27 protein-coding genes are annotated in these 22,013 nt (G+C 69.4%); 11 read left to right on the top strand and 16 right to left on the bottom strand.

Annotation, left to right across the window (positions count from 1 at the left end; translation table 11 throughout):
- Window positions 1-12: 12 nt before the first annotated feature.
- The 3 genes from AC067M_RS09950 to AC067M_RS09940 all read right to left on the bottom strand — a co-directional run bounded on the left by AC067M_RS09950 (window position 13) and on the right by AC067M_RS09940 (window position 2,396).
- Complete coding sequence (locus AC067M_RS09950; protein ID WP_478696513.1) at window positions 13-666, bottom strand: restriction endonuclease subunit S; 654 nt, start codon at window positions 664-666, stop codon at window positions 13-15.
- On the bottom strand, window positions 663-1,709 hold the full coding sequence (locus AC067M_RS09945; protein ID WP_478696512.1) for an N-6 DNA methylase: 1,047 nt from the start codon (window positions 1,707-1,709) through the stop codon (window positions 663-665). Before AC067M_RS09945 ends, AC067M_RS09950 begins: the two co-directional genes overlap by 4 nt.
- A 111-nt stretch (window positions 1,710-1,820) precedes the next feature.
- Window positions 1,821-2,396: a heme-binding beta-barrel domain-containing protein gene (locus AC067M_RS09940; RefSeq protein ID WP_478696511.1), complete on the bottom strand. Its 576-nt coding sequence runs from the start codon at window positions 2,394-2,396 to the stop codon at window positions 1,821-1,823.
- Window positions 2,397-2,635: 239 nt separating this feature from the next.
- Between AC067M_RS09940 and AC067M_RS09935 the strand changes: the two genes are divergently transcribed.
- Window positions 2,636-2,998, top strand: a complete 363-nt coding sequence (locus AC067M_RS09935) for a DsrE family protein (protein ID WP_478696510.1) — start codon at window positions 2,636-2,638, stop codon at window positions 2,996-2,998.
- Between the two features lie 37 nt (window positions 2,999-3,035).
- Here the strand turns inward: AC067M_RS09935 and AC067M_RS09930 are convergent, their stop codons facing one another.
- The 7 genes from AC067M_RS09930 to AC067M_RS09900 form a co-directional block, all read right to left on the bottom strand.
- On the bottom strand, window positions 3,036-3,299 hold the full coding sequence (locus AC067M_RS09930; protein ID WP_478696509.1) for a DUF3099 domain-containing protein: 264 nt from the start codon (window positions 3,297-3,299) through the stop codon (window positions 3,036-3,038).
- Window positions 3,300-3,396: 97 nt separating this feature from the next.
- Window positions 3,397-3,684: a DUF1416 domain-containing protein gene (locus AC067M_RS09925; protein ID WP_028421436.1), complete on the bottom strand. Its 288-nt coding sequence runs from the start codon at window positions 3,682-3,684 to the stop codon at window positions 3,397-3,399.
- 61 nt (window positions 3,685-3,745) lie between these two features.
- The gene (locus tag AC067M_RS09920) at window positions 3,746-4,585 is read right to left on the bottom strand and encodes a sulfurtransferase (protein ID WP_478696508.1); all 840 of its coding nucleotides are present in this window, start codon (window positions 4,583-4,585) and stop codon (window positions 3,746-3,748) included.
- Between the two features lie 406 nt (window positions 4,586-4,991).
- Entirely contained in the window at window positions 4,992-5,726 is a 735-nt protein-coding gene (locus AC067M_RS09915) for an LmeA family phospholipid-binding protein (RefSeq protein ID WP_478696507.1), read from the bottom strand.
- Between the two features lie 103 nt (window positions 5,727-5,829).
- A complete protein-coding gene (locus tag AC067M_RS09910) occupies window positions 5,830-6,984 on the bottom strand; it encodes a hypothetical protein (protein ID WP_478696506.1) in 1,155 nt (384 codons plus the stop codon).
- 3 nt (window positions 6,985-6,987) lie between these two features.
- Window positions 6,988-7,242, bottom strand: coding sequence for a MoaD/ThiS family protein (locus AC067M_RS09905; RefSeq protein WP_478696505.1), 255 nt, complete (start codon window positions 7,240-7,242; stop codon window positions 6,988-6,990).
- A 39-nt stretch (window positions 7,243-7,281) separates the two neighbouring features.
- Window positions 7,282-8,154 (bottom strand): alpha/beta hydrolase, encoded by an 873-nt coding sequence (locus AC067M_RS09900; RefSeq protein WP_478696504.1) that lies wholly within the window; start codon window positions 8,152-8,154, stop codon window positions 7,282-7,284.
- 171 nt (window positions 8,155-8,325) lie between these two features.
- Here AC067M_RS09900 and AC067M_RS09895 point away from each other — a divergent pair, with 171 nt between their 5' ends.
- Both AC067M_RS09895 and AC067M_RS09890 read left to right on the top strand, forming a co-directional pair.
- Window positions 8,326-9,105 (top strand): winged helix-turn-helix transcriptional regulator, encoded by a 780-nt coding sequence (locus AC067M_RS09895; protein WP_478696503.1) that lies wholly within the window; start codon window positions 8,326-8,328, stop codon window positions 9,103-9,105.
- A gap of 86 nt (window positions 9,106-9,191) precedes the next feature.
- Window positions 9,192-10,214, top strand: coding sequence for a LacI family DNA-binding transcriptional regulator (locus tag AC067M_RS09890; RefSeq protein ID WP_478696502.1), 1,023 nt, complete (start codon window positions 9,192-9,194; stop codon window positions 10,212-10,214).
- A 45-nt stretch (window positions 10,215-10,259) separates the two neighbouring features.
- Here AC067M_RS09890 and AC067M_RS09885 read toward each other — a convergent pair whose 3' ends face one another.
- Window positions 10,260-12,017, bottom strand: a complete 1,758-nt coding sequence (locus AC067M_RS09885; protein WP_478696501.1) for a trypsin-like serine protease — start codon at window positions 12,015-12,017, stop codon at window positions 10,260-10,262.
- A 290-nt stretch (window positions 12,018-12,307) separates the two neighbouring features.
- Here AC067M_RS09885 and AC067M_RS09880 point away from each other — a divergent pair, with 290 nt between their 5' ends.
- The 4 genes from AC067M_RS09880 (at window position 12,308) to AC067M_RS09865 (ending at window position 15,863) form a co-directional block, all read left to right on the top strand.
- Window positions 12,308-13,342 (top strand): S1C family serine protease, encoded by a 1,035-nt coding sequence (locus AC067M_RS09880; RefSeq protein ID WP_478696500.1) that lies wholly within the window; start codon window positions 12,308-12,310, stop codon window positions 13,340-13,342.
- A gap of 42 nt (window positions 13,343-13,384) precedes the next feature.
- Window positions 13,385-13,564, top strand: coding sequence for a hypothetical protein (locus AC067M_RS09875; protein ID WP_478696499.1), 180 nt, complete (start codon window positions 13,385-13,387; stop codon window positions 13,562-13,564).
- Between the two features lie 95 nt (window positions 13,565-13,659).
- Window positions 13,660-14,394, top strand: coding sequence for a response regulator transcription factor (locus tag AC067M_RS09870; protein ID WP_478696498.1), 735 nt, complete (start codon window positions 13,660-13,662; stop codon window positions 14,392-14,394).
- 8 nt (window positions 14,395-14,402) lie between these two features.
- Window positions 14,403-15,863, top strand: a complete 1,461-nt coding sequence (locus AC067M_RS09865; RefSeq protein WP_478696497.1) for a sensor histidine kinase — start codon at window positions 14,403-14,405, stop codon at window positions 15,861-15,863.
- On the opposite strand, the gene AC067M_RS09860 is transcribed toward AC067M_RS09865, so the two are convergent.
- From AC067M_RS09860 to AC067M_RS09840, 5 genes are all read right to left on the bottom strand, one after another.
- Window positions 15,838-16,197, bottom strand: coding sequence for a hypothetical protein (locus tag AC067M_RS09860; RefSeq protein WP_478696496.1), 360 nt, complete (start codon window positions 16,195-16,197; stop codon window positions 15,838-15,840). The genes AC067M_RS09865 and AC067M_RS09860 overlap by 26 nt on opposite strands.
- Window positions 16,194-16,541: a DUF6247 family protein gene (locus AC067M_RS09855; RefSeq protein WP_478696495.1), complete on the bottom strand. Its 348-nt coding sequence runs from the start codon at window positions 16,539-16,541 to the stop codon at window positions 16,194-16,196. The genes AC067M_RS09860 and AC067M_RS09855 overlap by 4 nt, the downstream gene beginning before the upstream one ends.
- Window positions 16,542-16,676: 135 nt before the next feature.
- Complete coding sequence (locus AC067M_RS09850; protein ID WP_478696494.1) at window positions 16,677-16,898, bottom strand: DUF397 domain-containing protein; 222 nt, start codon at window positions 16,896-16,898, stop codon at window positions 16,677-16,679.
- Entirely contained in the window at window positions 16,898-17,098 is a 201-nt protein-coding gene (locus tag AC067M_RS09845) for a DUF397 domain-containing protein (protein ID WP_478696493.1), read from the bottom strand. The genes AC067M_RS09850 and AC067M_RS09845 overlap by 1 nt, the downstream gene beginning before the upstream one ends.
- Window positions 17,095-17,436, bottom strand: coding sequence for a Scr1 family TA system antitoxin-like transcriptional regulator (locus AC067M_RS09840; RefSeq protein ID WP_478696492.1), 342 nt, complete (start codon window positions 17,434-17,436; stop codon window positions 17,095-17,097). Before AC067M_RS09840 ends, AC067M_RS09845 begins: the two co-directional genes overlap by 4 nt.
- 189 nt (window positions 17,437-17,625) lie before the next feature.
- Between AC067M_RS09840 and AC067M_RS09835 the strand changes: the two genes are divergently transcribed.
- The 4 genes from AC067M_RS09835 (at window position 17,626) to AC067M_RS09820 (ending at window position 21,996) form a co-directional block, all read left to right on the top strand.
- A complete protein-coding gene (locus tag AC067M_RS09835) occupies window positions 17,626-17,883 on the top strand; it encodes a hypothetical protein (protein ID WP_478696491.1) in 258 nt (85 codons plus the stop codon).
- Window positions 17,880-18,809, top strand: coding sequence for an aminoglycoside phosphotransferase family protein (locus AC067M_RS09830; RefSeq protein ID WP_478696490.1), 930 nt, complete (start codon window positions 17,880-17,882; stop codon window positions 18,807-18,809). The genes AC067M_RS09835 and AC067M_RS09830 overlap by 4 nt, the downstream gene beginning before the upstream one ends.
- A 159-nt stretch (window positions 18,810-18,968) precedes the next feature.
- The gene (locus tag AC067M_RS09825) at window positions 18,969-19,835 is read left to right on the top strand and encodes a hypothetical protein (protein ID WP_478696489.1); all 867 of its coding nucleotides are present in this window, start codon (window positions 18,969-18,971) and stop codon (window positions 19,833-19,835) included.
- An 88-nt stretch (window positions 19,836-19,923) separates the two neighbouring features.
- Entirely contained in the window at window positions 19,924-21,996 is a 2,073-nt protein-coding gene (locus AC067M_RS09820; RefSeq protein ID WP_478696488.1) for a pectinesterase family protein, read from the top strand.
- Window positions 21,997-22,013: the final 17 nt, after the last annotated feature.

The raw sequence follows: 22,013 nt of genomic DNA, 5'->3' as shown, positions 1-22,013 counted from the left end.
GGGGCGGCCAGGTCATGGCTCGTCCGACAGGACGCCGTTCATCAGGGCGTCGGCAAGCGTGCTGCGGTAGGCACGGGTCGCTGCGGCGATATCGGCGTGCGCCTGGATCTTGTCGTCGAGGGCGGCGAGCGTGGCTCCGATCGCCGCCTGCTCGGCGGCCGGGGGCAAGAGCACGGGCAGCTCACCCAGAGTGCGGATGCTCAGTGACGGGATGACCGCACCGGCCGCCCGGGTCCTGATCCAGTCCTGTGCGGCGGTCGCACTCACATAGGCAGCGAGATACGCAGCCCCGACCGGCCCCGCCTCGGACAGCCTCAGCCGTACCAGGTTGGGGTGGAACAGCCAGCCCGCGTGTTCCTCGGTGACCAGTGCGCAGCGGCCCACGGTGCCGGTCCGGGTGAGGAGGATGTCCCCTGCGGCCAGCTGGTACTTCACCAGCGTCCGCGCCCGGTCCCGGGGGACAGCGGGCACGACCGCGGTTTCCTCAGTGACGATCCGCTGACCTCGCAGGTCGCGGGGCAGGACAACTGGGGTTCCGCCGTCCGCCTGCGTACGGCTCCTGTCCTGGCCGCGTTGGCCCGGCCCGGCCTGGATGGACGCGCACAGTTCCCGCAGGGGGCGACGCGACCAGCCGCCCCGCGGCTCGAGTGCGTCGGTCGTCGTCACAGTCCGTACCTCCTGAGCCACCGGGCCGCTTCGGCGTCGGCCGCCTCCGCTCGCGCCTGCAGGGTCGCGATGTCCTCGCTCAACCTCGCCAGCCGGTCCCGGGTCTCGGCCGGGCCGGCCGCACCGGCGGCCGAGGCCTGTCCGGGCGCCCGGAGATACCGCGAGGGGTCCAGGCTGTGGTCTTGTTCCGCCACGTCCGGCACCGGTACGGCCCGGCTCAGGCCGGGGGTGCCCGCGAAGGAGCGCCCCTCCGCACGGGCCGTATGCCAGGACACGTACTCCCCCACCAGCCGCGCGATGTCGTCGTCGGACAGGGACCGCTGAGTCCGGGTGACGTGGTGTCCGAGGTGCTCACCCGCCACGAAGAGCACCTCGACGTCCGTCGCCTCCTCGGAGCCGGGCGCGCGCAGGAACCAGATCTGCGTCTTGACAGCGGTGAGTGTGAAGAGCCCCGCGGGCAGCGCGATCACGCACTCCACGGCCCCGGCCTCGACCAGCCCGGCCCGCACGGTCTCAGCGGCACCGGCGTTGAAAGCGGCCCCTGCCGGCATCAGCACGGCTGCCCTGCCCTCGGGAGCGAGCCGCGAGACGGCGTACTGGAGCCAGTCGAACTCGGTCCGGCGGGTAGCGCCGTAGGACCAGTACGGCGGCGGGGCCACGTCCTCCAGGCGACGGCCGAAGGGCGGGTTGGTCAACAGCACGTCGAAGGCGCCGAGGGGATCGGCGAAAGGGTCGAGCGCTGGGGTGAACGGTCCTTCGCCGAGCCGCACGGCACGGCCGTGGTGCACCCGCAGGTTCATCTGCGCGACCTGCCGTTCCAGGCCCTCGGGCACCCGGCCGCTGATGCGGGGCAGCGCGCTGTCACCGTGCGCGGCGACCGCATCGAGGTAGGCGACGAGCAGTTCTCCGGTACGGCCGTACGGATCGTGCACCCGCGCCGCCCCGGGCCGAACGGTGGCCAGCGCCCCGGCCATGACCCGGCTCACGGAGGGCGGAGTGAAGAACGCACCGCCCTCGCGCGCGTGCGCTGCCCGCCACCGCACCAGGGCATGGTCGAACGCCGCTCGGCTCTCCTGCGCGGAGCCGGCGCTGGTGCGGGCGAGCGTGTTAGGGCCCCGCAGAATTGACGGGGCCCTGAAGCCGTGGAGGGGCGCCTACTTGAAGAAAGCGATGCCGTCGTCCGGCATGTCGTCCGGCAGGGCCTTGGCCCAGCGCTCGACCTCCTCCGGGGTGACGACCTTCTTCAGCTGGGCCGACATGTAGGGGCGCAGCTCGACCTCGGGGGTCTGCTTCTCGCCGACCCACATCAGGTCGCTCTTGACGTAGCCGTACAGCCGCTTGCCGCCGCTGTAGGGCTGGGAGGCGGCCGTGCGGGCGACGGCGTCCGTGACCAGGTCGATCTGCGGCTTCTTGTCGGCCAGCTCGCCGTACCAGATCTCGATGACGCCGTCGTCGCGGGTCATGGTGACCTCGACCTTGCGGGCCTCGACGATGCGCCAGAAGCCGGACTCCGTCTCCAGCGGCCGCACCTTGTTGCCGTCGTTGTCCAGGACCCAGGTGCGGGAGTGGTACTCCAGGAAGTCCCGGCCGTCGTGGCTGAAGCTGACTTCCTGCCCGAAGTTGCACTTCTGCGAGCCGGGGAAGTCGTGCACGCCCGCGCCGGCCCAGTTGCCGAGCAGGAAGGCGAGCGGGACGAGGTCCTTGTGCAGGTCGGACGGGATCTCGATCATGAGGGGAAGTTCCTAGACGACGTGGTCAGCGCTGGCCCTGGTAAAGCTTCTTCACGGTCAGTCCCGCGAAGGCGAGAACGCCGACGCAGACCAGGACCAGCAGGGTTTCGAAGAAGATCTCCACGGGTGCTCCTTGAGCGAGGGTGGTCATACGACAGAGCCGGGCCCCAGCTTACGCGGCCGGGGTCGGGCTCTCCTTGTGAGGTGGGCCCTCCCGGTGCCGGGCTTACGATGCGGGCATGGCGAAGAAGCTCGTGATCAAGGTGACTGCCGGGGTCGATGCTCCTGAGCGCTGCTCGCAGGCGTTCACGGTGGCGGCGGTGGCTGTGGCCAGTGGGGTGGAGGTGTCGCTGTGGCTGACCGGGGAGTCCGCGTGGTTCGCGTTGCCGGGGCGGGCCGCGGAGTTCGAGTTGCCGCATGCCGCGCCGCTGCCCGATCTGCTGGACTCGCTGCTGGCCGGCGGGCGGGTCACGCTGTGCACGCAGTGCGCGGCCCGGCGGGAGATCACGGAGAAGGACGTCATCGAGGGCGTACGGATCGCGGGTGCGCAGGTGTTCGTGCAGGAGGCACTCGGGGACGAGACGCAGGCGCTCGTCTACTGAGACACGGGTCCTGAGTACGGCTCCTGAGACACGGCCGCTACGGGCGGGGGCGTTTCTTGCCGTCCAGCTCGTCCCACCACTCGTCGGACTTCGGGTCCCCCGAAGGGTCGTCCCACCAGCGGTCCTCGGGGCCGCGCCGGTTGGCCACCATCGCCGCCACGGGCGGGATGACCATGGCCACCACACACATCCCCACCGCCGCCGGAACCGACCAGAGGCGTACGACTCCCCAGGCCAGGACGAAGAGACCGATGCAGGTCCCCATCATGGCGAAGTACATGTGTCGTCGCCGTGCGTACATAGGTTCAGGGTAGGTCCGAAGGCGCGTGCATGCCGAAGGGCCGCACCCCAGGCGTCCAACCCGGGGGGTGCGGCCCTCCTTACGGTGCTGAGGTTGCTCAGACCGCGATCGCGACCTCCGCGAGGCCGCCCTTCTGGGCGACGACCGTGCGGTCGGCGGTGGCGCCGGGGACGAGGGCGCGTACGGTCCAGGTGCCCTCGGCCGCGTAGAACCGGAACTGGCCCGTGGCGGAGGTGGGGACCTCCGCGGTGAACTCGCCGGTCGAGTCCAGCAGACGGACGTAGCCCGTCACCGGCTCGCCGTCGCGGGTCACCTGACCCTGGATCGTGGTCTCACCGGGCTTGATCGTCGAGGCGTCGGGGCCGCCGGCCTTCGCTCCACACATGTCTTTCTCCAGAGGGGTCTGACCGGAAGGAAGGCCGGTCGGGATGGGTTTGCTTCTTCGCTTACTTGTTGGCGCCGAGCTCGATCGGCACGCCGACGAGGCTGCCGTACTCGGTCCAGGAACCGTCGTAGTTCTTGACGTTCTGCACACCGAGCAGCTCGTGCAGGACGAACCAGGTCAGCGCGGAGCGCTCACCGATGCGGCAGTAGGCGATGGTGTCCTTGGCCAGGTCCACCTGCTCCTCGGCGTAGAGCTCCTTGAGCTCGTCGTCCGACTTGAAGGTGCCGTCGTCGTTGGCGTTCTTCGACCACGGGATGTTGCGGGCGCTCGGGACGTGACCCGGACGCTGCGACTGCTCCTGCGGCAGGTGCGCGGGAGCGAGCAGCTTGCCGGAGAACTCGTCGGGCGAACGGACGTCGACCAGGTTCTGCGAGCCGATCGCGGCGACGACGTCGTCACGGAAGGCGCGGATGGACTTGTCCTGCGGCTTGGCCTTGTAGTCGGTCGTGGCGCGCTCGGGCACGTCCTCGACCAGCTCGCGGGCGTCCAGCTCCCACTTCTTGCGGCCACCGTCGAGCAGCTTGACGTTCTCGTGGCCGTACAGCTTGAAGTACCAGTAGGCGTAGGACGCGAACCAGTTGTTGTTGCCGCCGTACAGGACCACCAGCGTGTCGTTGGCGATGCCCTTCGCCGACAGGAGCTTCTCGAAGCCCTCCTGGTCGATGAAGTCACGACGGACCGGGTCCTGGAGGTCCTGGGTCCAGTCGATCCGGATGGCGTTCCGGATGTGGTTCTTCTCGTACGCCGACGTGTCCTCATCCACCTCGACGATGGCGATGCTCGGGTCGTCCAGGTGCTCCTGGACCCAGTCGGCGTCTACCAGGACGTCGCTGCGGCTCATGCTGTTTCTCCTCCGGGGCAGTTGCGGCGGGGCGTGCAAGTGAGGTGCCGCACGGGTTGGGGCAGCACACATATGCCCTCTTCAGGGCAGTGGGGGATGCGGAAGTCGGCGCTTCCACTCAGAAGGGGCGACAGAGCATGGCGGCGACGCGGCACAGGTCTACTGCCCGCCGCTTCGTGAGATCCGCCTGTCGCTTCATGGTTGTCGATCGTAGGGAGGGAGAGGCTGGCATGTCACCGGTGTGTCGCATTATGAGATGCGATCGTCCAGGATGTGAGAACAGAAGGCGCCCGACCATGTCCCGCACGGTTCCCGGGCGCCCGCGTTCCACGGTTGACCCACTCGATCTACGGAGCGGACACCGGCGTCTCGCTGGTCGGACACATGGCCTTCACCGAACGCCGTCCTACCCGGCGAGCCTGACGTTCGAACCCTTCACCGTGATCTCCACACCGTCCTGCACAGCCTGCACCTTGTCCAGCCGGATGCCGCCCGGCAGCTGCTCGATGGTCTGCTGGAAGTCGGTGATCGAGCGGATCGCGCTCTCCGCGAGGTCGATCCCGAGGTCGGGCAGCGAGTCGGCACGCACCCGCACGGTGTCGCCCTCGACCGTGACCGAGCTGAGCACGGAGACCGGCTTGGGCAGCTTCACACCGAGGACGGTCGCGTCGATCTGGACCTTGATCTTCCCGTTGCCGCCGTCGGACAGGCCCACCACCTGCGCGCTCACCGCGGGCCCGACCCGCGTCGGCTCCGACTTGGCCGCCTTGAGCAGCTCGTCGTACGCGATGGTCGCGGTCCCCGTCGCGGAGGCGGCGGTCGCGGAGCTGTAGTCGCCGGAGAAGGTGACGCCCTTCATCTCGGCCTTCATGTCGTCGATCCGGATGGTCTTGCCGCCGGTGCCCGTGGGCGCCTCGTAGTCCTTGATGCCGACCTCGACCTCGTCGAGCTCACCGTCGGCGACCTGGGTGAGGAAGGGGAAGCCGCCTATGGACACGTCCGGCGTGGACGCCAGGTTCTCGCTCGACTTCAGCTGGTCCGCAGCCTCACCCTCGGCGAAGTGCACCGCGACCCGGTCGACGATCACGAACAGCACGCCCAGAACGATGACGGTGATCAGAAGTGTCCGCAGCGCGCGCATGCCGTGTTCCCCCACTTGGCTGTCCGTGACGACGACAGCCCACGGTAACCCTGGGTCGCGGGGCCACAGGGCTTTTGTCGATCACCTGTGACACGTACACAGGTCAGCCGAGCGCCCGCCCCAGCACCCACACAACCGGCGCGGCGGCGGACAGCGGCAGGGCCACGCCCGCCGTGAAGTGCACGAACCGCGACGGGTAGTCGTAGCTCGCGACCCGGTGCCCGATCAGCGCGCAGACCGCCGTTCCCGCGCCCAGCAGGGCGCCCTGCGTCCCCAGGTCCGTCAGCCCGCCCACCGCGATCCCGGCACCGGCCGCGGCCAGCAGCGAGACGACCACGGAGGCGGGGGTCGGCAGCGGCAGCGCACGGGCCAGTACGGCGACCGCCACCGCGGCCGCGCCGACCGTGACCGCGTCCGGCTCCGACGCGAGGTATCCCGTCGCGACGATGGCCAGCGCCGAGGACGTCACGGTCGCCATCAGGCCGTACATCCGCTCGTCCGGGTCCGCGTGCGAGCGCAGCTGGAGGACGAGACAGAGCAGCACCCACACGCCGAGCGTGCCGAGGATCGCGGCCGGCGCGTTGTCCCGGCCCGCCACGAGCAGCGCCACGTCCGACACCAGCGCCCCCAGGAACGCCAGCGCGATGCCCTGCCGGGCGGGCCACATCCCGTTCAGCCGGAACCAGCCCGCCGCGGTGACGGCCTGGAGCAGGACGAGGGGTACGACCAGGCCGTACGACCCGATCGCCGCGGCACCGGAGAGCAGCAGCCCGAGCAGCGCGGTGAGGGCGGCGGGCTGCATGCCCGGCTCGATGATCGGGGAGCGCCCTTCTTGGCGGGCGCGCTGGGCGTCGGTGAGGCGGGAGTTTCCGGCGACGGTGGCGGGGCCGTAGGAGGGAGCTTCGCCACCGGCCGACACGTCGCCGCCGCCTTGGGCAGTCGTCCCGCTGGGGCCGGACGGGTGGGCAGGGCCCGCAGCGCCGGGCTCCGCGTAAGCGGGGGGCTCGTATCCCTGCGGCGCGGTCACAGGCGCGTGCACCTGCGTCTCCCAGGTCTGCCCCTGCCACTGCTGCGTGTACTGCTGCGGGTCCTCGTAGGGCTGCGGGTACTGCTGCGGGTACGGCTCCTGCTGGTACGGCTCCTGTGGGTACGCCTGCTGCTGAGCCCACCCCTGCTGCTGTTGCTGCGCGTAGGGGTCGTACCCCTCCTCGTACGGAGCCCCGTCGTACGGAGCCCCCTCATACGGCTGGTTGCTCACTGCTCACCCTCCTGCGAACGGCGGGAGCACCTCAACCGTGCCGCCCTCGGCCAGCCGTACCGTCTCATGCCCGCGCGTGCCCACGGGATCGCCGTCGAGGAGGAACGAGCATCGCCGCAGCACGCGGGTCAGCTCACCCGGGTGCCGCTCGCGCACCGCGTCCAGCGCCTCGGCGAGCGTGGCCGCGTCGTACGGCTCCTCGGCGACGCCGGCGGCGGCCTTGGCGGCGGCCCAGTAGCGCACCGTGACCTTTGCCATCGGTTTCCTCAATCAGACTCGGCGGTGTACACGGTCAGGCTAGCCCGCCCGCGCCGCCGCCCAGTCCCCGATGCGGGCCAGCAGCCGGTCGTCCGCCGCGTGTTCGGCGTGGCCCATGCCGGGTTCCAGCCAGAGTTCCCCGTGGTCACCGGCGGCGGCCGCGAGCATCCGGGGGTGATCGACGGGGAAGTAGCCGTCCTGCAGGCCGTGCACGATGAGCAGCGGGGTCGGCGCGATGCGCGGGACGGCCTCCACAGGGGAGAGCGGGACCGGGTCCCACTCCCGGTGGTGGATGCGCGTACCGAACCCGTAGCGGCCCACCAGACGGCCCTCGGGGCGGGTCACCAGCCAGTGCAGCCGCCGCATGGGGGCGGTGCCCCGGTAGTACCAGCGGGCCGGCGCGCTGACGGAGACCACCGCGTCCGTACGGGCCATGTCGTCGGCGTCGGCCGCTGTGCCGTCCGAACTGTGCAGCGCCGCGTGCCGCAGCACCACGGAGCCGCCCATGGAGAAGCCGACGGTGACCACGCGCGTGTGCCCGAGTTCGCGGGCCCAGCGCACCGCGGCCGCCAGGTCGTACACCTCGCGGTCGCCGACGGTCGAGCGTCCGCCCGACGCCCCGTGCCCGCGGAAGGAGAAGGTGACGACGGCTCCGTGCCGGCCGAAGGCCCGCGCCACCCGTCGAATGTGCGGGCGGTCCACCGCGCCGGTGAATCCGTGTGCGATCACGAACACCGGGTCAACGGAAGGTGGCCGCCGGGCGTCGTATACGGCCGCACCCGGGTCGTATACGGAATGGATCGGAACGCCGTCGACCGTGCGCAGAAACGTCCGCAAAGGCACACATCTGGGTGTCTCGTCATTCGGACGAGGGATGGATCGCGCCACATGACCTGCCCGACCAGTGCTCATGTGGGCTATTCTGCTGGACAGAGGACTCGGGCAGCGTAGCCCCCGGGTCCTTTTGTGCTTTCGGAAGCGTTGTATACGACGCGGGAAACCGCAGGTGTACGGGCCTTCGGGATCGCAGAGCGGTGCTGTACCAACAAACGTCCTCGCAGGGACCGAGGAGGAACCAGACGTATGAGTTCTCTGCTGCTCCTGACCAATGCCCTCCAGCCGTCGACGGAGGTGCTTCCCGCACTCGGCCTGCTCCTGCACAACGTGCGGGTCGCTCCGGCGGAGGGCCCCGCCCTCGTCGACACCCCCGGCGCCGACGTCATCCTGGTCGACGGTCGCCGCGACCTTCCCCAGGTTCGCAGCCTGTGCCAGCTGCTGCGTTCGACCGGCCCTGGCTGCCCGCTCGTCCTCGTCGTCACCGAGGGCGGCCTCGCCGCCGTCACCGCCGACTGGGGCATCGACGACGTCCTGCTCGACACCGCCGGTCCCGCTGAGGTCGAGGCGCGGCTGCGTCTGGCCATGGGCCGGCAGCAGATCGTCAACGACGACTCCCCTATGGAGATCCGCAACGGCGACCTGTCGGTCGACGAGGCGACCTACTCGGCCAAGCTCAAGGGCCGCGTCCTCGACCTCACCTTCAAGGAGTTCGAGCTGCTGAAGTACCTCGCACAGCACCCGGGCCGCGTCTTCACGCGGGCGCAGCTGCTGCAGGAGGTGTGGGGCTACGACTACTTCGGCGGCACCCGGACGGTCGACGTGCACGTACGAAGGCTGCGCGCGAAGCTCGGCCCCGAGCACGAGTCGCTGATCGGAACCGTCCGGAACGTCGGTTATCGATTCGTTACGCCGGAGAAGGCCGAGCGGACCACCGACGAGGCCAAGGGCAAGGCAGACCAGGCAAAGCCGGAGAATACGGACGATTCGGCCGCTCTGGACGCAACGGAGGCCAGGGCGGAGGCATAGCGGACGCGCGGCCAGGGCCTTGTCCTCGTGCAGCGCGGGGGCATGACGCCCTGCCCAGAGCGGATCCATCCGCGTAGACTCCGCGCGTGGCCAAGGTGACTCGGGATGATGTGGCGCGGCTGGCGGGAACTTCCACCGCCGTTGTCAGCTATGTCATCAACAACGGACCCCGGCCGGTCGCCCCGGCCACGCGCGAGCGTGTCCTCGCCGCGATCAAGGAACTGGGATACCGGCCCGACCGGGTCGCCCAGGCGATGGCGTCCCGGCGCACCGACCTCATAGGCCTGATCATCCCGGACGCCCGCCAGCCCTTCTTCGGGGAGATGGCGCACGCGGTCGAGCAGGCCGCCTCCGAACGCGGGAAGATGGTGCTCGTCGGCAACACCGACTACGTCAGCGAGCGCGAGGTCCACTATCTGCGGGCGTTCCTCGGCATGCGCGTCTCCGGACTCATCCTCGTCAGCCACGCGCTGAACGACCTCGCCGCCGCGGAGATCGAGGCGTGGGACGCCCGGGTCGTCCTCCTGCACGAGCGGCCCGAGGCCATCGACGACGTCGCCGTCGTCACCGACGACCTGGGGGGCGCACAGCTCGCCGTACGGCATCTGCTGGAGCACGGCTACGACTACGTCGCCTGTATGGGCGGTACCGCGGAGACCCCCTCGGTCGGCGACCCCGTCTCCGACCACGTCGAGGGCTGGCGGCGGGCGATGGCCGAGGCGGGGATATCGACGGAGGGGCGGCTGTTCGAGGCGCCGTACAACCGGTACGACGCGTACCGGGTCGCGCTGGAGGTCCTCTCCGGGCCGCAGCGGCCGCCGGCGGTCTTCTGCTCCACGGACGACCAGGCGATCGGGTTGCTGCGGGCGGCTCGCGAGCTGCGGATCGATGTGCCGGGGGAGCTGGGCGTGGCCGGGTTCGACGACATCAAGGAGGCGGCGTTGGCGGATCCGCCGCTCACCACTGTGGCGTCGGATCGGTCGGCGATGGCGCGGGCCGCGGTTGATCTCGTGCTGGATGACGGGGTGCGGGTCGCGGGGTCGCGGCGGGAGAGGTTGAAGGTGTTTCCGTCGCGGTTGGTTGTTCGCACGTCCTGCGGCTGCCAGTAGGCCGGACCGGCCCCGCATCTCTGCGAGACCGGCCCAACGCGGCTCTCAGAACAGCAGGTTGTACTGGTTGAAGCCCGTGCCCAGCTTGATGCGTGAGCCGAACAGGCTGCTCGACGTCTTGTTAGTGCCGGGGTAGAGCCAGAGGTTGCCGGACGAATCGCGGGTGATGAGGTCGGCGATACCGTCGCCCGTCACGTCACCGTTGGCCACGTAGGACGTGAAGGTGAAGCCGGTACGGGCCTGGACCCGGGCGGAGAACGGGGTGTTCTGCTGCTGGGTGCCCCGGTAGAGGTAGAGGACGCCCGAGCTGTTGCGGACCAGGAGGTCGGCCTTGCCGTCGCCGGAGAGGTCGCCGTGGCCGAAGATCCGCACGCCCTTCCAGGCGCGGTCGACGATCTTGACCTTGGCGTAGAACTGGCCGTTGCCCTTGCCGGGGTAGAGGTAGACCGAGCCGTCGGAGTCGACGGCGACCAGGTCGGGTCGGGCGTCGCCGGTCAGGTCGCCCGGGATGGCGTACGACTTGTAGCCGCCCCAGACGGAGCTGATCTGCATCCAGGTGTACTCGTCGGAGGCGTGGTCCAGGTAGCTGCGGTACAGCTTGCCGTCGGTCTTGTCGCGGACGATCAGGTCCTGGAAGAAGTCACGGTCCAGGTCGGCCTGCAGACCCCAGCTGATGGTCTCGTAGCCGCTGCCCTGGAAGGCGCGCTGGGCGAGCGAGGTGCCCTTGCTGTCCTGCTCGAAGAGGCCGCCGGAGGGCGTACGGGCGAGGATGTCGGCGCGGCCGTCGAAGGACAGGTCGGTGTCGTCGATGCGGGGCTGGGCGGCCCAGGTGTACGAGGAGACCTTGGTGAAGACCGGGTAGGCACCCTTGGCGGTGCAGCCGGAGACACCCCAGGAGACGATGCCGACGATCTTGCCGCCGGCGACCAGCGGACCTCCGGAGTCACCGTTGCAGGGACTGTTGGTGCCCTCGTCGGTGCCGGTGGCGGGGGTGCCCGCGCAGATCATCGAGCCCTCGACGAAGTCGTCCTCGCCGAGGACGGACCGCATCGCGCTGTTGCAGGTGGAGTCGGCGACCATCGGAAGGGTCGCGGTGCGCAGCTTGGCCGACAGGTCGGCGCCGTCGGCGCCGGAGGTCAGGCCCCAGCCGTAGACCTTGGCGCTGGTGCCCGCCTTGTACAGCGTGCTGTCGTTGGAGGCGGCCAGGCGCAGCCAGGGCTGCTCCAGCGGGCGGTCGAGGGTGAGGACCGCGATGTCGTTCTGGAGGGTGTCGCCGTTGAAGTGCGGGTGGGTCCACTGGCGCCAGACGCCGGCGAGGTCGCCCGAACTCGTGTCGTCGAGGTCGGTGGTGCCGGCCAGGACGGAGCCGTTCTTGGCCCAGTCGAGGCCCGCGACGCAGTGGGCGGCGGTGAGGACCTTGTTGGGGGCGACGAGGGTGCCGCCGCAGAAGTAGCCGTCGCCGGTGGTGTCGTCGTAGTAGGCGAGCTGGACCATCCACGGGGCGCTCGAGATCGTCGTCTCGCCGCCGCCGATGATGAACGGCGTCTTCGCCGGCTTGGTCGCCGGGGTCGCCTGGGACTTCGCCGCCGCGATGAGGCGGTCGTGCAGTTCCTTGGTGGAGGCGGTCGGCTGCGGGGTCTCCGACGGGGCGACGACACCCGCCGCGGGCAGTCCGGCCGGTCCGTCCGCCGCGGTCGCGGGCTGGGCGGCGAGGAGGCTGGCACAGCTCAGGGCGAGCGCGAGGGCGGTCGCGGGGAGGGCCGTGACGGGGCGTCTCCAGCGGCCGCGCAGGGCACGTATCACTCAAGGCTCCTGAAAAAGGCTGAAGTGGGCTGAAGTGGGGTGAGGGAGGTGGCTGAGATGCAGAACCAAGCAAGATTGCGCCCCAACAGCCCCTTTGCACACCTCCTTCACAGCAGTGCCGGCAAGGTTTCGTTCGCCGCAGGCCGTGATCTCACTCCCCGGCCATCTCCCGTTTCCCTGACCCGCCGGGAGCGCTCCCGGTGCGGCTTTATATCGGGCATACGAGGTTCTGTCGGGCTTCTCAGGGAGGACTCAGGAAGCTCTCATGGTCGGGCGCGACTCTCTGTTCCATGACCGAGAGCATCCGCCGCAGCGGCGAGTACGAGAACCCGTACCAGGACCAGCAGCAGGTGTCTTCCGCCCCGGTGAACCCGGAGTGGCCGCCTCCGCCGCCGTACGACCCGACGGTCGCCCAGGCACCCGCACCGGCGCCTGCTTCCGCACCGAGGAGGAAGCGCAACCGTGGCCCGGTCGCGCTGCTCGCCGCCGTGGCGATCGTCGCCGCGGCGATCGGCGGCGGCACGGCCTACGGCATCCAGGAGCTGACCGGCAAGGACCAGGCCACCGCGAGCAGCACCACGACCAACGTGGTGCCCTCCAGCAAGAAGGGCGACATCGCGGCGATAGCCGCCGCCGTCAGCCCGAGCATCGTCGAGATCAACGCGAACTCGAACGCCGGTGAGTCCACCGGATCCGGTGTGATCATCACGAGCAACGGCGAGATCGTCACCAACAACCACGTCGTCTCCGGCGCCTCGTCGATCAAGGTGCGGACCAGTGACGGCAAGACGTACACCGCGAACGTCGTCGGCACCGACAGCAAGAAGGACCTGGCGCTGATCAAGCTGGAGAACGCCTCCGGTCTGAAGGCGGCGAGCCTCGGCGACTCCTCCGGCGTGGACGTAGGCGACACGGTGGTGGCGATCGGCTCCCCCGAGGGCCTGACCGGCACCGTCACCAGCGGCATCGTCTCCGCCCTGAACCGGGACGTGACCGTCTCCACGGACGAGGGCCGGCAGCAGCAACAGCAGGAGCAGGGCGGGGGGTGGCCGTTCGAGTTCGGCGGTCAGCAGTTCAACGGCGACACCGGTTCGTCCACGACGACGTACAAGGCGATCCAGACGGACGCGTCCTTGAACCCGGGCAACTCAGGCGGCGCGCTGATCGACATGAACGGCAACATCATCGGCATCAACTCCGCGATGTACTCGGCCGCTTCGTCCTCCTCCTCGGACGCGGGCAGCGTGGGCCTCGGCTTCGCCATCCCGGTCGACACGGTCAAAGCCGACCTGGCCGGTCTGCGGGCCGGCGGCTCCGACGACTGAGCCGTCCCCACGAGCGACGAGCACCGAGTCAGGGAGTACGTCATGATCAAGCAGGTTTCGCATCCGGTGACCGGCGCCGGCACGGCCGATCTCGGCCTGGCCCTCGGCGTGGCGTGCGCACTGCACGCGCCGGTGGGCCGGGCGCCGGAGGTCACGCCCCCTACGACGAAGGCCCACCGGGCGACCGCCCGCGGCCGCCGCCGTACGCCGGCCCGCGGCTGAGCCCTTCTCCCCCCACGTTCCCACCGGGAAACATGCGAGGCTGAAAGCGTTCCGCCCGCCCCTGTCGTCCCACCGCACCCGAGGATCCCGAGCCCATGAGCCCCGCCGAAGGCGACCGTGACCCCCAGCGCATCCTGATCGTCGACGACGAGCCGGCGGTGCGCGAAGCACTCCAGCGCAGCCTCGCCTTCGAGGGCTACGACACGGAGGTCGCGGTCGACGGCGCCGACGCCCTGGAGAAGGCCACGGCCTACCGCCCCGACCTGGTCGTCCTCGACATCCAGATGCCCCGCATGGACGGCCTGACCGCCGCCCGCCGCATCCGCGGCGCCGGCGACACGACCCCGATCCTCATGCTGACCGCCCGCGACACGGTCGGCGACCGCGTCACCGGCCTCGACGCGGGCGCCGACGACTACCTGGTCAAGCCCTTCGAACTCGACGAACTCTTCGCCCGCGTCCGCGCGTTGCTGCGCCGCAGCTCCTATGCGGCGGCCGTGGCGGACGCGGTCGAGGAGGACGACGCCCTCACCTTCGCCGACCTGCGCATGGACATCGCGACACGGGAGGTCACGCGCGGCGGGCGCCCGGTGGAACTGACCCGCACCGAGTTCACGCTCCTGGAGATGTTCATGGCGCACCCGCGCCAGGTCCTCACCCGAGAGCAGATCCTGAAGGCGGTCTGGGGCTTCGACTTCGAGCCCTCCTCCAACTCCCTCGACGTGTACGTCATGTACCTGCGCCGCAAGACGGAGGCGGGCGGCGAGCCTCGGCTCGTGCACACGGTGCGGGGTGTGGGGTACGTGTTGCGACAGGGCGGCGCTGAGTGAGTTCCTCGGTGCACAGGGTCGTACGCCGGTTCCGCTCCCTGCCGATCCGGTCCCGGCTGGCGCTGCTGGTGGCGGCGGCGGTGGCGTTCGCGGTGGCGGCGGTGTCGGTGACGTGTTGGTTCATCGTGCAGGGGAAGCTGTACGACCAGCTCGACGAGGATCTGCAACAGGCGGCGGGGCCCCAGCCGTACGCCGCTGTCGCGAGCACCCTCACCGACTGCCCCGAGACGCCGGTGGACACCCGCCGTGACTTCCGGGTGCGGGACTCGATCTACCTCCAGCTCGTCACGGCGGACGGCAAAGCGTGCGTCTCGTCGAACTCCGAGGGCACGGTCAAGGTCACCGACGCGGACAAGGATCTCGTCGGTGACGTGACCAGCCGGAAGGAGGTCACCCGCAACGGCACGGACGAGGACGGCAACGCGGTGCGGGTGCTGACCACGCCGCTGTACGTCAGCCAGGGCCTGGGGAGCGAGCCCCAGCCATTCGCGCAGGCCGCTCTCCTCGTCGCGATCCCCCTCAAGGGCACCCAGTCCACCCTCAACGAACTCGCCCTGATCCTGCTCGCCGTCTCCGGCATCGGAGTCGTGGGCGCGGGCGCGGCAGGTCTGGCGGTGGCGCGGGCGGGCCTGCGCCCGGTCGACAAGCTGACGGAGGCCGTGGAACACGTGGCGCGCACGGAGGATCTGAGCATCCGCATCCCGGTCGACGAGGACAGCGAGGACGAGGTGGCGCGCCTGTCGCGTTCGTTCAACTCGATGACGTCGGCGCTGGCGAGCTCGCGGGAGCTGCAACAGCAGCTGATCGCGGACGCCGGCCACGAACTCCGCACTCCCCTGACATCGCTCCGCACGAACATCGAGCTCCTCACCCGCAGCGAGGAGACGGGCCGCCCGATCCCCGAGGCGGACCGCAAGGCACTGATGGCGTCGGTGAAGGCGCAGATGACGGAGTTGGCGGCGCTGATCGGAGACTTGCAGGAGCTGTCGCGCTCGGAGGGCCAGCGGGGAGAACGCGTCCAGGTGGTGTCACTGGAGGACACCGTCGAGGCGGCCCTGCGGCGAGCCCGCCTGCGCGGCCCCGAGCTGACGATCACGGCGTCGCTGGACCCCTGGTACGTACGGGCGGAACCGGCCGCGTTGGAGCGGGCGATCGTCAACATCCTCGACAACGCGGTGAAGTTCAGCCCCGAGGCCGGCACGATCGAGGTGCGGCTGAGCGAGGGTGTCCTGACGGTACGGGACCACGGACCTGGCATTCCCGAGGACGAACTCCCCCACGTCTTCGACCGCTTCTGGCGCTCGCAGAGTGCGCGAGCTCTGCCGGGGTCGGGGCTGGGCCTGTCCATCGTGGCGCGGACGGTACAGCAGGGGGGCGGCGAGGTGACGCTGGCTCGCGCGGAGGGGGGCGGCACGGTGGTCACCGTACGGCTGCCGGGGGCGCCTATGGCTCCGCCGGAGATTCCGTAAGAGGTCCGGTTCCCTGCCAGAAGATCTCCTCCACCACGATCTGGGGATCTTCGACGCGGGGCACGAAGACGTACTTCAGCCAGCCGTTTCCGTGGGCGAAGAAGAAGATGTGACGGCCCTTCGGATCGCTGGACCGGTCCGGCCTGACCTTCATGCCGTCGGGCAGGTCGGCATCAGTCTCGATGCCCCGGAAATACGGATCTTTCGCCGTGACCAGTTCGGCACGCGCAGCGTCGACCATCTCCCGTGCGTGCACCGGCAGCGCTTCGCGGGCAGCGAGAGCATCGAGCCGCCAGTCCATCTGCCAAGGCGGCCCCATGAAACCGTCAGTCACTCGCCGGGCTCCAGTTCTCGCACCCGATAGCGAATCTTCGCCACCTCTTCGAGCAGAGCCCTGGCTTCGGCGATGTCGGTGGACTCCGCGGCGCGGTGCTCGAGATCGTGCACGTGCGCGTCGAGCTTGGGGTCGCGGGCGATGGCGTACTCACCCCACCAGCGGGCCATGAACGCGGGCACGGGACCAAGGTCGTAAGTGTCGGCAATCGCCCACTTCCAGTGCTCGTCGAAGTCAGGAAGGAGCACGGGGGCATGCTCGGCGATGGCCTCACGCAATGCCTTCGGGGTCCGCTCGGGCATGGGAGGGATGACCGGATCGTTCTCTGTAGCGTGAGCAGTCATGGTCGATGCCCTCCTTCGCCGCGCCGTGTCTACGACCATAGCCGCCTCGCACTTCCTGGATCAGTCGCCCGTGTCCTGAGCACAAGATCAGCTTGTTGGTGGCGAAGCATCGCCGGTCAGGAACTCCGAGTGACGTCACCCGAAGGTGTGCAGCCCCGTCTCCCCCTTGACCCCGTCCACGAAGACGGACCAGGAGGCGGCTGAGAGGAGCAGCGGACGGGCCGCCGGGGTTTTGCTGTCTCGGACAGGGACGAGGGTGGGGTAGCCGTGGGCGACCTCGACGCAGTTCGTCTGTCCGCCATCGCTGTAGGACGACTTGCGCCACACAACGGTGGTGAGGTCGGGGGTGGTGTGCACTAGTCGCCCTTGAGCTGTGTCAGGAACGACGTCCACGAGGTCGCCCTGAAGACGAGCAGTGAGCCGTCGGCGACCTTGCTGTCGCGGACGGGGACTATGCCGGGGTAGCCGTCCGCGACCTCCACGCAGTCGTTGGCTCCCCCTTCGCTGTAACTCGACTTGCGCCACCTGGCGATGCTGAGGTCGGGAGAGTGCGTCATGATCTGTGCTCCTCCAGTACGCCCCTTAAGAACGCCAGCGAATCCGACGGGGACAGCGCCAGGTCGCGGAGCCGATCGTAGGACAGTCGTCGCCGCAGAACCTCGTCTGGATCCTCGTCCAGCTGACTGCAACCGTTGCCTTCCTTGTAAGCAACGGCACTTCCATCTTCCTGCCAAAGCAGCGTCAGCGATCCCGTCATGTGGTGGTGAGCCCCTGCCGAGAAGGGCAGCACTTGGAGTACGAGATTGGGCCACATCGCTGCGGACTCAAGATGAAGCAGCTGGTCGTGCCAGGTCTTGGCGCGGGCAGCAGGTCGCCGGAGCGCAACCTCGTCCACGAGCCGACACCGTGCCGCCCCGCCCCAGCCGCCCTGCCTACCGCCGCCGCACCCTCCCCGGCCCCCCGGCCCTCCCCTCGACGTCTGGCCCTTCGAGCCCGCTCACAACCTCGTACGCCCCTACCTCCTCACCGAGGAAGAGCGACGCGAGCGCAAGCTGCAGGCGCGACGCCGACAGGAGGTCTGCGCATGAGGCTCCTGCCCTGGGCCACCCCCGACGGCAAGCCCTGTTACCTCAGCACCGACCGTCACGACAGTCGGCTCTCCCGCCTCGCCGATGACATCGAGGCCGCTCAACTCGCCTCGGGAGAGCAGGTCCTCGAAGGGGCCAGAGCCGTGCTCGCCGATCCCAAGGCCGGTGAGCGAGCCGTACGTTTCGCGCTCACCAGGGCCGTCGAGTCCCTGGGAGACGTACTCCGCATCGCGGAGCGTAGGGTGCCCGAATGATCGACGTACCGGAGGCCTTCGCCACGAGCACCGCCGAGCGCGAGGGAGAGGCCGGAGCGGCCTGGCTCGCCGAACTGCCGGAGATCGTAAGCACGTTGCTCGACCGCTGGGCCTGCCTGCCCGACGGAGACGTCCTGCACGGCGGTGTCGGCCTCATCGTCCCCGTAAGACGGCCGGACGGGACTGCCGCCGTGCTCAAGGTGTCCTTTCCGCACCCCGGCAACGTCCACGAGCCCGACGCCTTCACCGCATGGCGTGGTCACGGCGCCGTACTCCTCCACGACCGCGCGGACGAACACTTCGCCATGCTCCTGGAGCGGGCCCACACATCCACCCTCTCCGAGATCGAGGACGGCGATGAGATCGTGATCGTCGCCGGGCAGCTCGCTCGTCGGCTCGCCCTACCCGCGCCACCCCACCTCCCCCGGCTCCAAGCCCAGGCCGACACCTGGGAGGAGGAGATCCGCCGCGACGCCATCGAGCTCACCCACGCCATGTCCCGTCGCACCCTCGACGCCGCGCTCGCAACCGTCCGCGAACTGGGCCGCGTACAGCCCGACACCCTCATACACGGCGACCTCCACGCCCGGAACATCCTCCGCGCCGACCGTGAGCCCTGGCTGGCCGTCGACCCGAAGGGCTACGTGGGGGACCCCGCCTACGACGGCGGCACCCTGCTCAAGTCGCGCCTGCCGGCACTGCTCGCAGCGCGGGACGTGGATCTCCCCAAGGCCATCCACCGCATCCTGGACCTCTTCGCCGAAGCCGCCGAACTCGATCGCGAACGCGTACGCCGCTGGGCCCAGTTCCATGCCGTCACGACCGCGTTCCACGGCCGCCGGCACGGATTCCGCATCGCCCGCGGGGGGCCTCAACTGGACTGGCTCACCCAACTCGCGGATCAGCTTGCTGAGTTGCTCACGTAAAGCGGACATACGACGACAGGCGCCCCCAGCTTCCTGTCAATGTCCTGTCATTCCTCACCTGATCCGAACCCTACTTGTGAGTTATCTGCGATCTTCTCCGGCTGTCAGACAGGTGCCCCACCGCACCTGTGACCGCATAGCAGGAGTGAGCCACCCCCCATGCGTCTCCTTCGCACGTCAACTCTCAAGAAGGGCGGCCTCGTCGCCGCCTCCACCGCCCTCGCCCTGACCGGTCTGCTGGCCGGCTCCGGTTCCGCGCAGGCGGCCGGCAGTGGGCCGGGCGGTGCGACCAACGTCCGGGGTACGGACCCGGGCGACACCGACCTGATGATCGAGCGGCTCTGCAACCAGGAGACCAGCCTGACCGGCGTCTACGGCGCGTACAACGTCGACACCGGCGAGTTCAAGACCCACGACGAGTACCTGCGGGACATCGCCCCGCTGTGGATACCGGCCGGCCCGTGGGAGGTCTTCCGCGGCTGGTGCGGCTACGCGCAGGCCTCGACCTGGTCCACCAAGGGCGAGACCGTCCGCACCTCGCCGTGGATCGGCAATCACGGATCGAAGGACGACAAGGAGACCTTCGTCAGCAGCTACAGCACCAAGACGTTCGCGAAGAAGAGCGTGGGCGGCTCGATCAGCCTCTCCCTCGCGAAGAGCATCTTCTCGGGCAGCCTGGGCGGCAGCGCGGGCTACGAGTGGGGCTGGGAGAAGACCTCGTCGTTCGAGCGCCGCAGCGAGAAGACCATCCCGCCGTGCACGCAGGTCGCCGTGACCTGGACGCCGTACCAGCGCGTGGTCCGCGTCAACCCGGTCTTCCAGGTGGAGGAGTACAGCTGGGACAAGGACAACGGCAACAAGGCCACGGTGAACACCTGGCGCGGCCGGGACGCCCAGTGGAAGACGATCTACTCCTACGGCTATTACATCGACGGCACCTCGGACAAGCTCCTGCCCAACGGCCAGCCCGACGGCCGTGAGGACAAGTGGGAGCAGAAGCTGGACCCGAAGACCTGCTCCAAGTAGGCCGGAAAGCGGTCGCGTCGGCGGCAACCTTTCCGTGCGGGGAGGCGACTGCACAGCGGTCATCCCCCCGCACGGAAACGGAACCCGCATGAGTGAGATCCGCAGCAAGGCCCGCCACCGCAGGCGCAGCACCGCCGTGGTGGCGGGCGTCCCGCTGGCTCTGATCGCCGCCGGCGTCCTGAGCTACGGCACGGACCTCGGCATGTTCGGCACGGACGCCCGCCAGGCCTCCGCCGCCACCGCCACCGCCGCCGCTCCCGCCTGGGCCACCGCCGCCGCGGACGGCTTCGCGTCGGTCAACGCGCTCGGGCAGAACGGCACTTACGGCGGACGCGACGGCAAGACCGTCACCGTGAAGACGCTCGCCGACCTGGAGAAGTACGCGACGGCCCCGGAGCCGTACGTCATCGTCGTCGCGGCGACCATCAACATGAACCCGGTCGGGAAAGAGATCAAGGTCCAGTCGCACAAGACCATCGTCGGTGCCGGCACCTCCGGGCACATCGTCGGCGGTGGCTTCTTCCTCGGCCAGGGCGTCCACAACGTGATCATCCGGAACCTCACGATCCGTGACGCGTACCAGGGCGTGTGGAACGACAAGGAGCACGACTTCGACGCCATCCAGATGGACGGCGCGCACCACGTGTGGATCGACCACAACGACCTGCGGCACATGGCCGACGGGCTCATCGACAGCCGCAAGGACACGACGTACCTGACGGTCTCCTGGAACAAGCTGAGCCAGGAGAACAAGGCGTTCGGCATCGGCTGGACCGACAACGTCACCGCGGACATGACCATCCACCACAACTGGATCCGCGAGACCGAGCAGCGCAACCCCTCCACGGACAACGTCGCCCACGCGCACCTCTACAACAACTACCTGGAGGACGCGGCGGGCACCTCCATCACCGCCTCGTACGGCAACTACTCGCGCGGCAAGACGAACATGGTGCTTGAGAATTCCTACTTCCAGGGCCTGAAGAACCCGGTGACGCGTGACGCCACGGCCACCGTCGTCCAGCGCGGCAACGTCCTCTCCGGCACGAGCGGCCGTAACGAGAACGGCGGCTCGGGTGCGGCCTGGGACCCGAAGAAGTACTACGCGTACACGCTGGACAAGGCGGCGGACGTGCCGGCGCTGCTCAAGGCGGGGGTGGGCCCGCGCGCCTCCATCGGCACCACCGCCACGACGAAGGCGGCCGCGGCCACCACCCTCACCGTCGCCAAGGACGGCAGCGGCCAGTACACCTCCGTCCAGGCCGCCGTGAACGCCGTACCCGCGAACAACACCTCCCGCGTGGTGATCGCCGTCAAGCCGGGCACGTACCGCGAGCTGGTCAAGGTCCCGTCCAACAAGCCGCACGTCACCATCCAGGGCACGGGGGCCAGCCGTAAGGACACGGTGATCGTCTACAACAACGCGTCGGGCACTCCGAAGCCCGGCGGGGGCACGTACGGCACCGGCGGCAGCGCCTCCGTCGCCGTCGAGGCGGACGACTTCCAGGCCCGCAACCTGACCATCTCCAACGACTTCGACGAGGCCGCGCACCAGGACATCGCCAACCAGGCGGTCGCCCTGCGCACCGCCGCCGACAGGATCTTCCTCGACGGCGTCATCGTCAGTGGCGACCAGGACACGCTGCTGGTGGACACGGCGTCCAAGGACAAGCTGGGCCGTGTCTACATGACGAACTCGTACGTCATCGGCAACGTCGACTTCATCTTCGGCCGGGCCACCGCCGTGATCGACAAGTCCGTCATCACCCTGAAGAAGCGCTGGAACGGCACGTCGGCCGGCTACGTCACCGCTCCGAGCACGGCGGCGAACCGCAAGGGCATCCTCATCGCCAACTCCACGATCAACGGTGACGTCTCCGACCGCAGCTTCTACCTCGGCCGCCCCTGGCACGCCGGCGGCGACGCGAGCCTCGATCCGCAGACCACCGTCCGCAACACCAGCCTGAGCGCCGCGATCAAGGCCACCCCGTGGACCGACATGAGCGGCTTCTCCTGGAAGGACGACCGCTTCGCCGAGTACAAGAACACCGGCGCCGGCTCGGGTGGCGCCACCTCGGACCGCCCCATCCTCACCGACGCCCAGGCCGCGAACCAGGAGGTCGCGGACTGGCTGGCCGGCTGGACTCCGTCGGCTTCCTGACGCCACGTTTACCTTCG

The organism is Streptomyces sp. NPDC043427 (assembly GCF_056436655.1).
This window is presented reverse-complemented; position numbering and strand designations above follow the sequence as displayed.

Excerpts from the sequence above, each read along its gene's own strand:
- AC067M_RS09940 (WP_478696511.1), bottom strand. The coding sequence starts at position 2,396 with ATGATCGAGATCCCGTCCGACCTGCACAAGGACCTCGTCCCGCTCGCC.
- AC067M_RS09935 (WP_478696510.1), top strand. The coding sequence starts at position 2,636 with ATGGCGAAGAAGCTCGTGATCAAGGTGACTGCCGGGGTCGATGCTCCT.
- AC067M_RS09930 (WP_478696509.1), bottom strand. The coding sequence starts at position 3,299 with ATGTACGCACGGCGACGACACATGTACTTCGCCATGATGGGGACCTGC.
- AC067M_RS09925 (WP_028421436.1), bottom strand. The coding sequence starts at position 3,684 with ATGTGTGGAGCGAAGGCCGGCGGCCCCGACGCCTCGACGATCAAGCCC.
- AC067M_RS09920 (WP_478696508.1), bottom strand. The coding sequence starts at position 4,585 with ATGAGCCGCAGCGACGTCCTGGTAGACGCCGACTGGGTCCAGGAGCAC.
- AC067M_RS09915 (WP_478696507.1), bottom strand. The coding sequence starts at position 5,726 with ATGCGCGCGCTGCGGACACTTCTGATCACCGTCATCGTTCTGGGCGTG.
- AC067M_RS09905 (WP_478696505.1), bottom strand. The coding sequence starts at position 7,242 with ATGGCAAAGGTCACGGTGCGCTACTGGGCCGCCGCCAAGGCCGCCGCC.
- AC067M_RS09900 (WP_478696504.1), bottom strand. The coding sequence starts at position 8,154 with ATGAGCACTGGTCGGGCAGGTCATGTGGCGCGATCCATCCCTCGTCCG.
- AC067M_RS09895 (WP_478696503.1), top strand. The coding sequence starts at position 8,326 with ATGAGTTCTCTGCTGCTCCTGACCAATGCCCTCCAGCCGTCGACGGAG.
- AC067M_RS09880 (WP_478696500.1), top strand. The coding sequence starts at position 12,308 with ATGACCGAGAGCATCCGCCGCAGCGGCGAGTACGAGAACCCGTACCAG.
- AC067M_RS09875 (WP_478696499.1), top strand. The coding sequence starts at position 13,385 with ATGATCAAGCAGGTTTCGCATCCGGTGACCGGCGCCGGCACGGCCGAT.
- AC067M_RS09870 (WP_478696498.1), top strand. The coding sequence starts at position 13,660 with ATGAGCCCCGCCGAAGGCGACCGTGACCCCCAGCGCATCCTGATCGTC.
- AC067M_RS09855 (WP_478696495.1), bottom strand. The coding sequence starts at position 16,541 with ATGACTGCTCACGCTACAGAGAACGATCCGGTCATCCCTCCCATGCCC.
- AC067M_RS09845 (WP_478696493.1), bottom strand. The coding sequence starts at position 17,098 with ATGACGCACTCTCCCGACCTCAGCATCGCCAGGTGGCGCAAGTCGAGT.
- AC067M_RS09835 (WP_478696491.1), top strand. The coding sequence starts at position 17,626 with ATGAGGCTCCTGCCCTGGGCCACCCCCGACGGCAAGCCCTGTTACCTC.
- AC067M_RS09830 (WP_478696490.1), top strand. The coding sequence starts at position 17,880 with ATGATCGACGTACCGGAGGCCTTCGCCACGAGCACCGCCGAGCGCGAG.
- AC067M_RS09825 (WP_478696489.1), top strand. The coding sequence starts at position 18,969 with ATGCGTCTCCTTCGCACGTCAACTCTCAAGAAGGGCGGCCTCGTCGCC.
- AC067M_RS09820 (WP_478696488.1), top strand. The coding sequence starts at position 19,924 with ATGAGTGAGATCCGCAGCAAGGCCCGCCACCGCAGGCGCAGCACCGCC.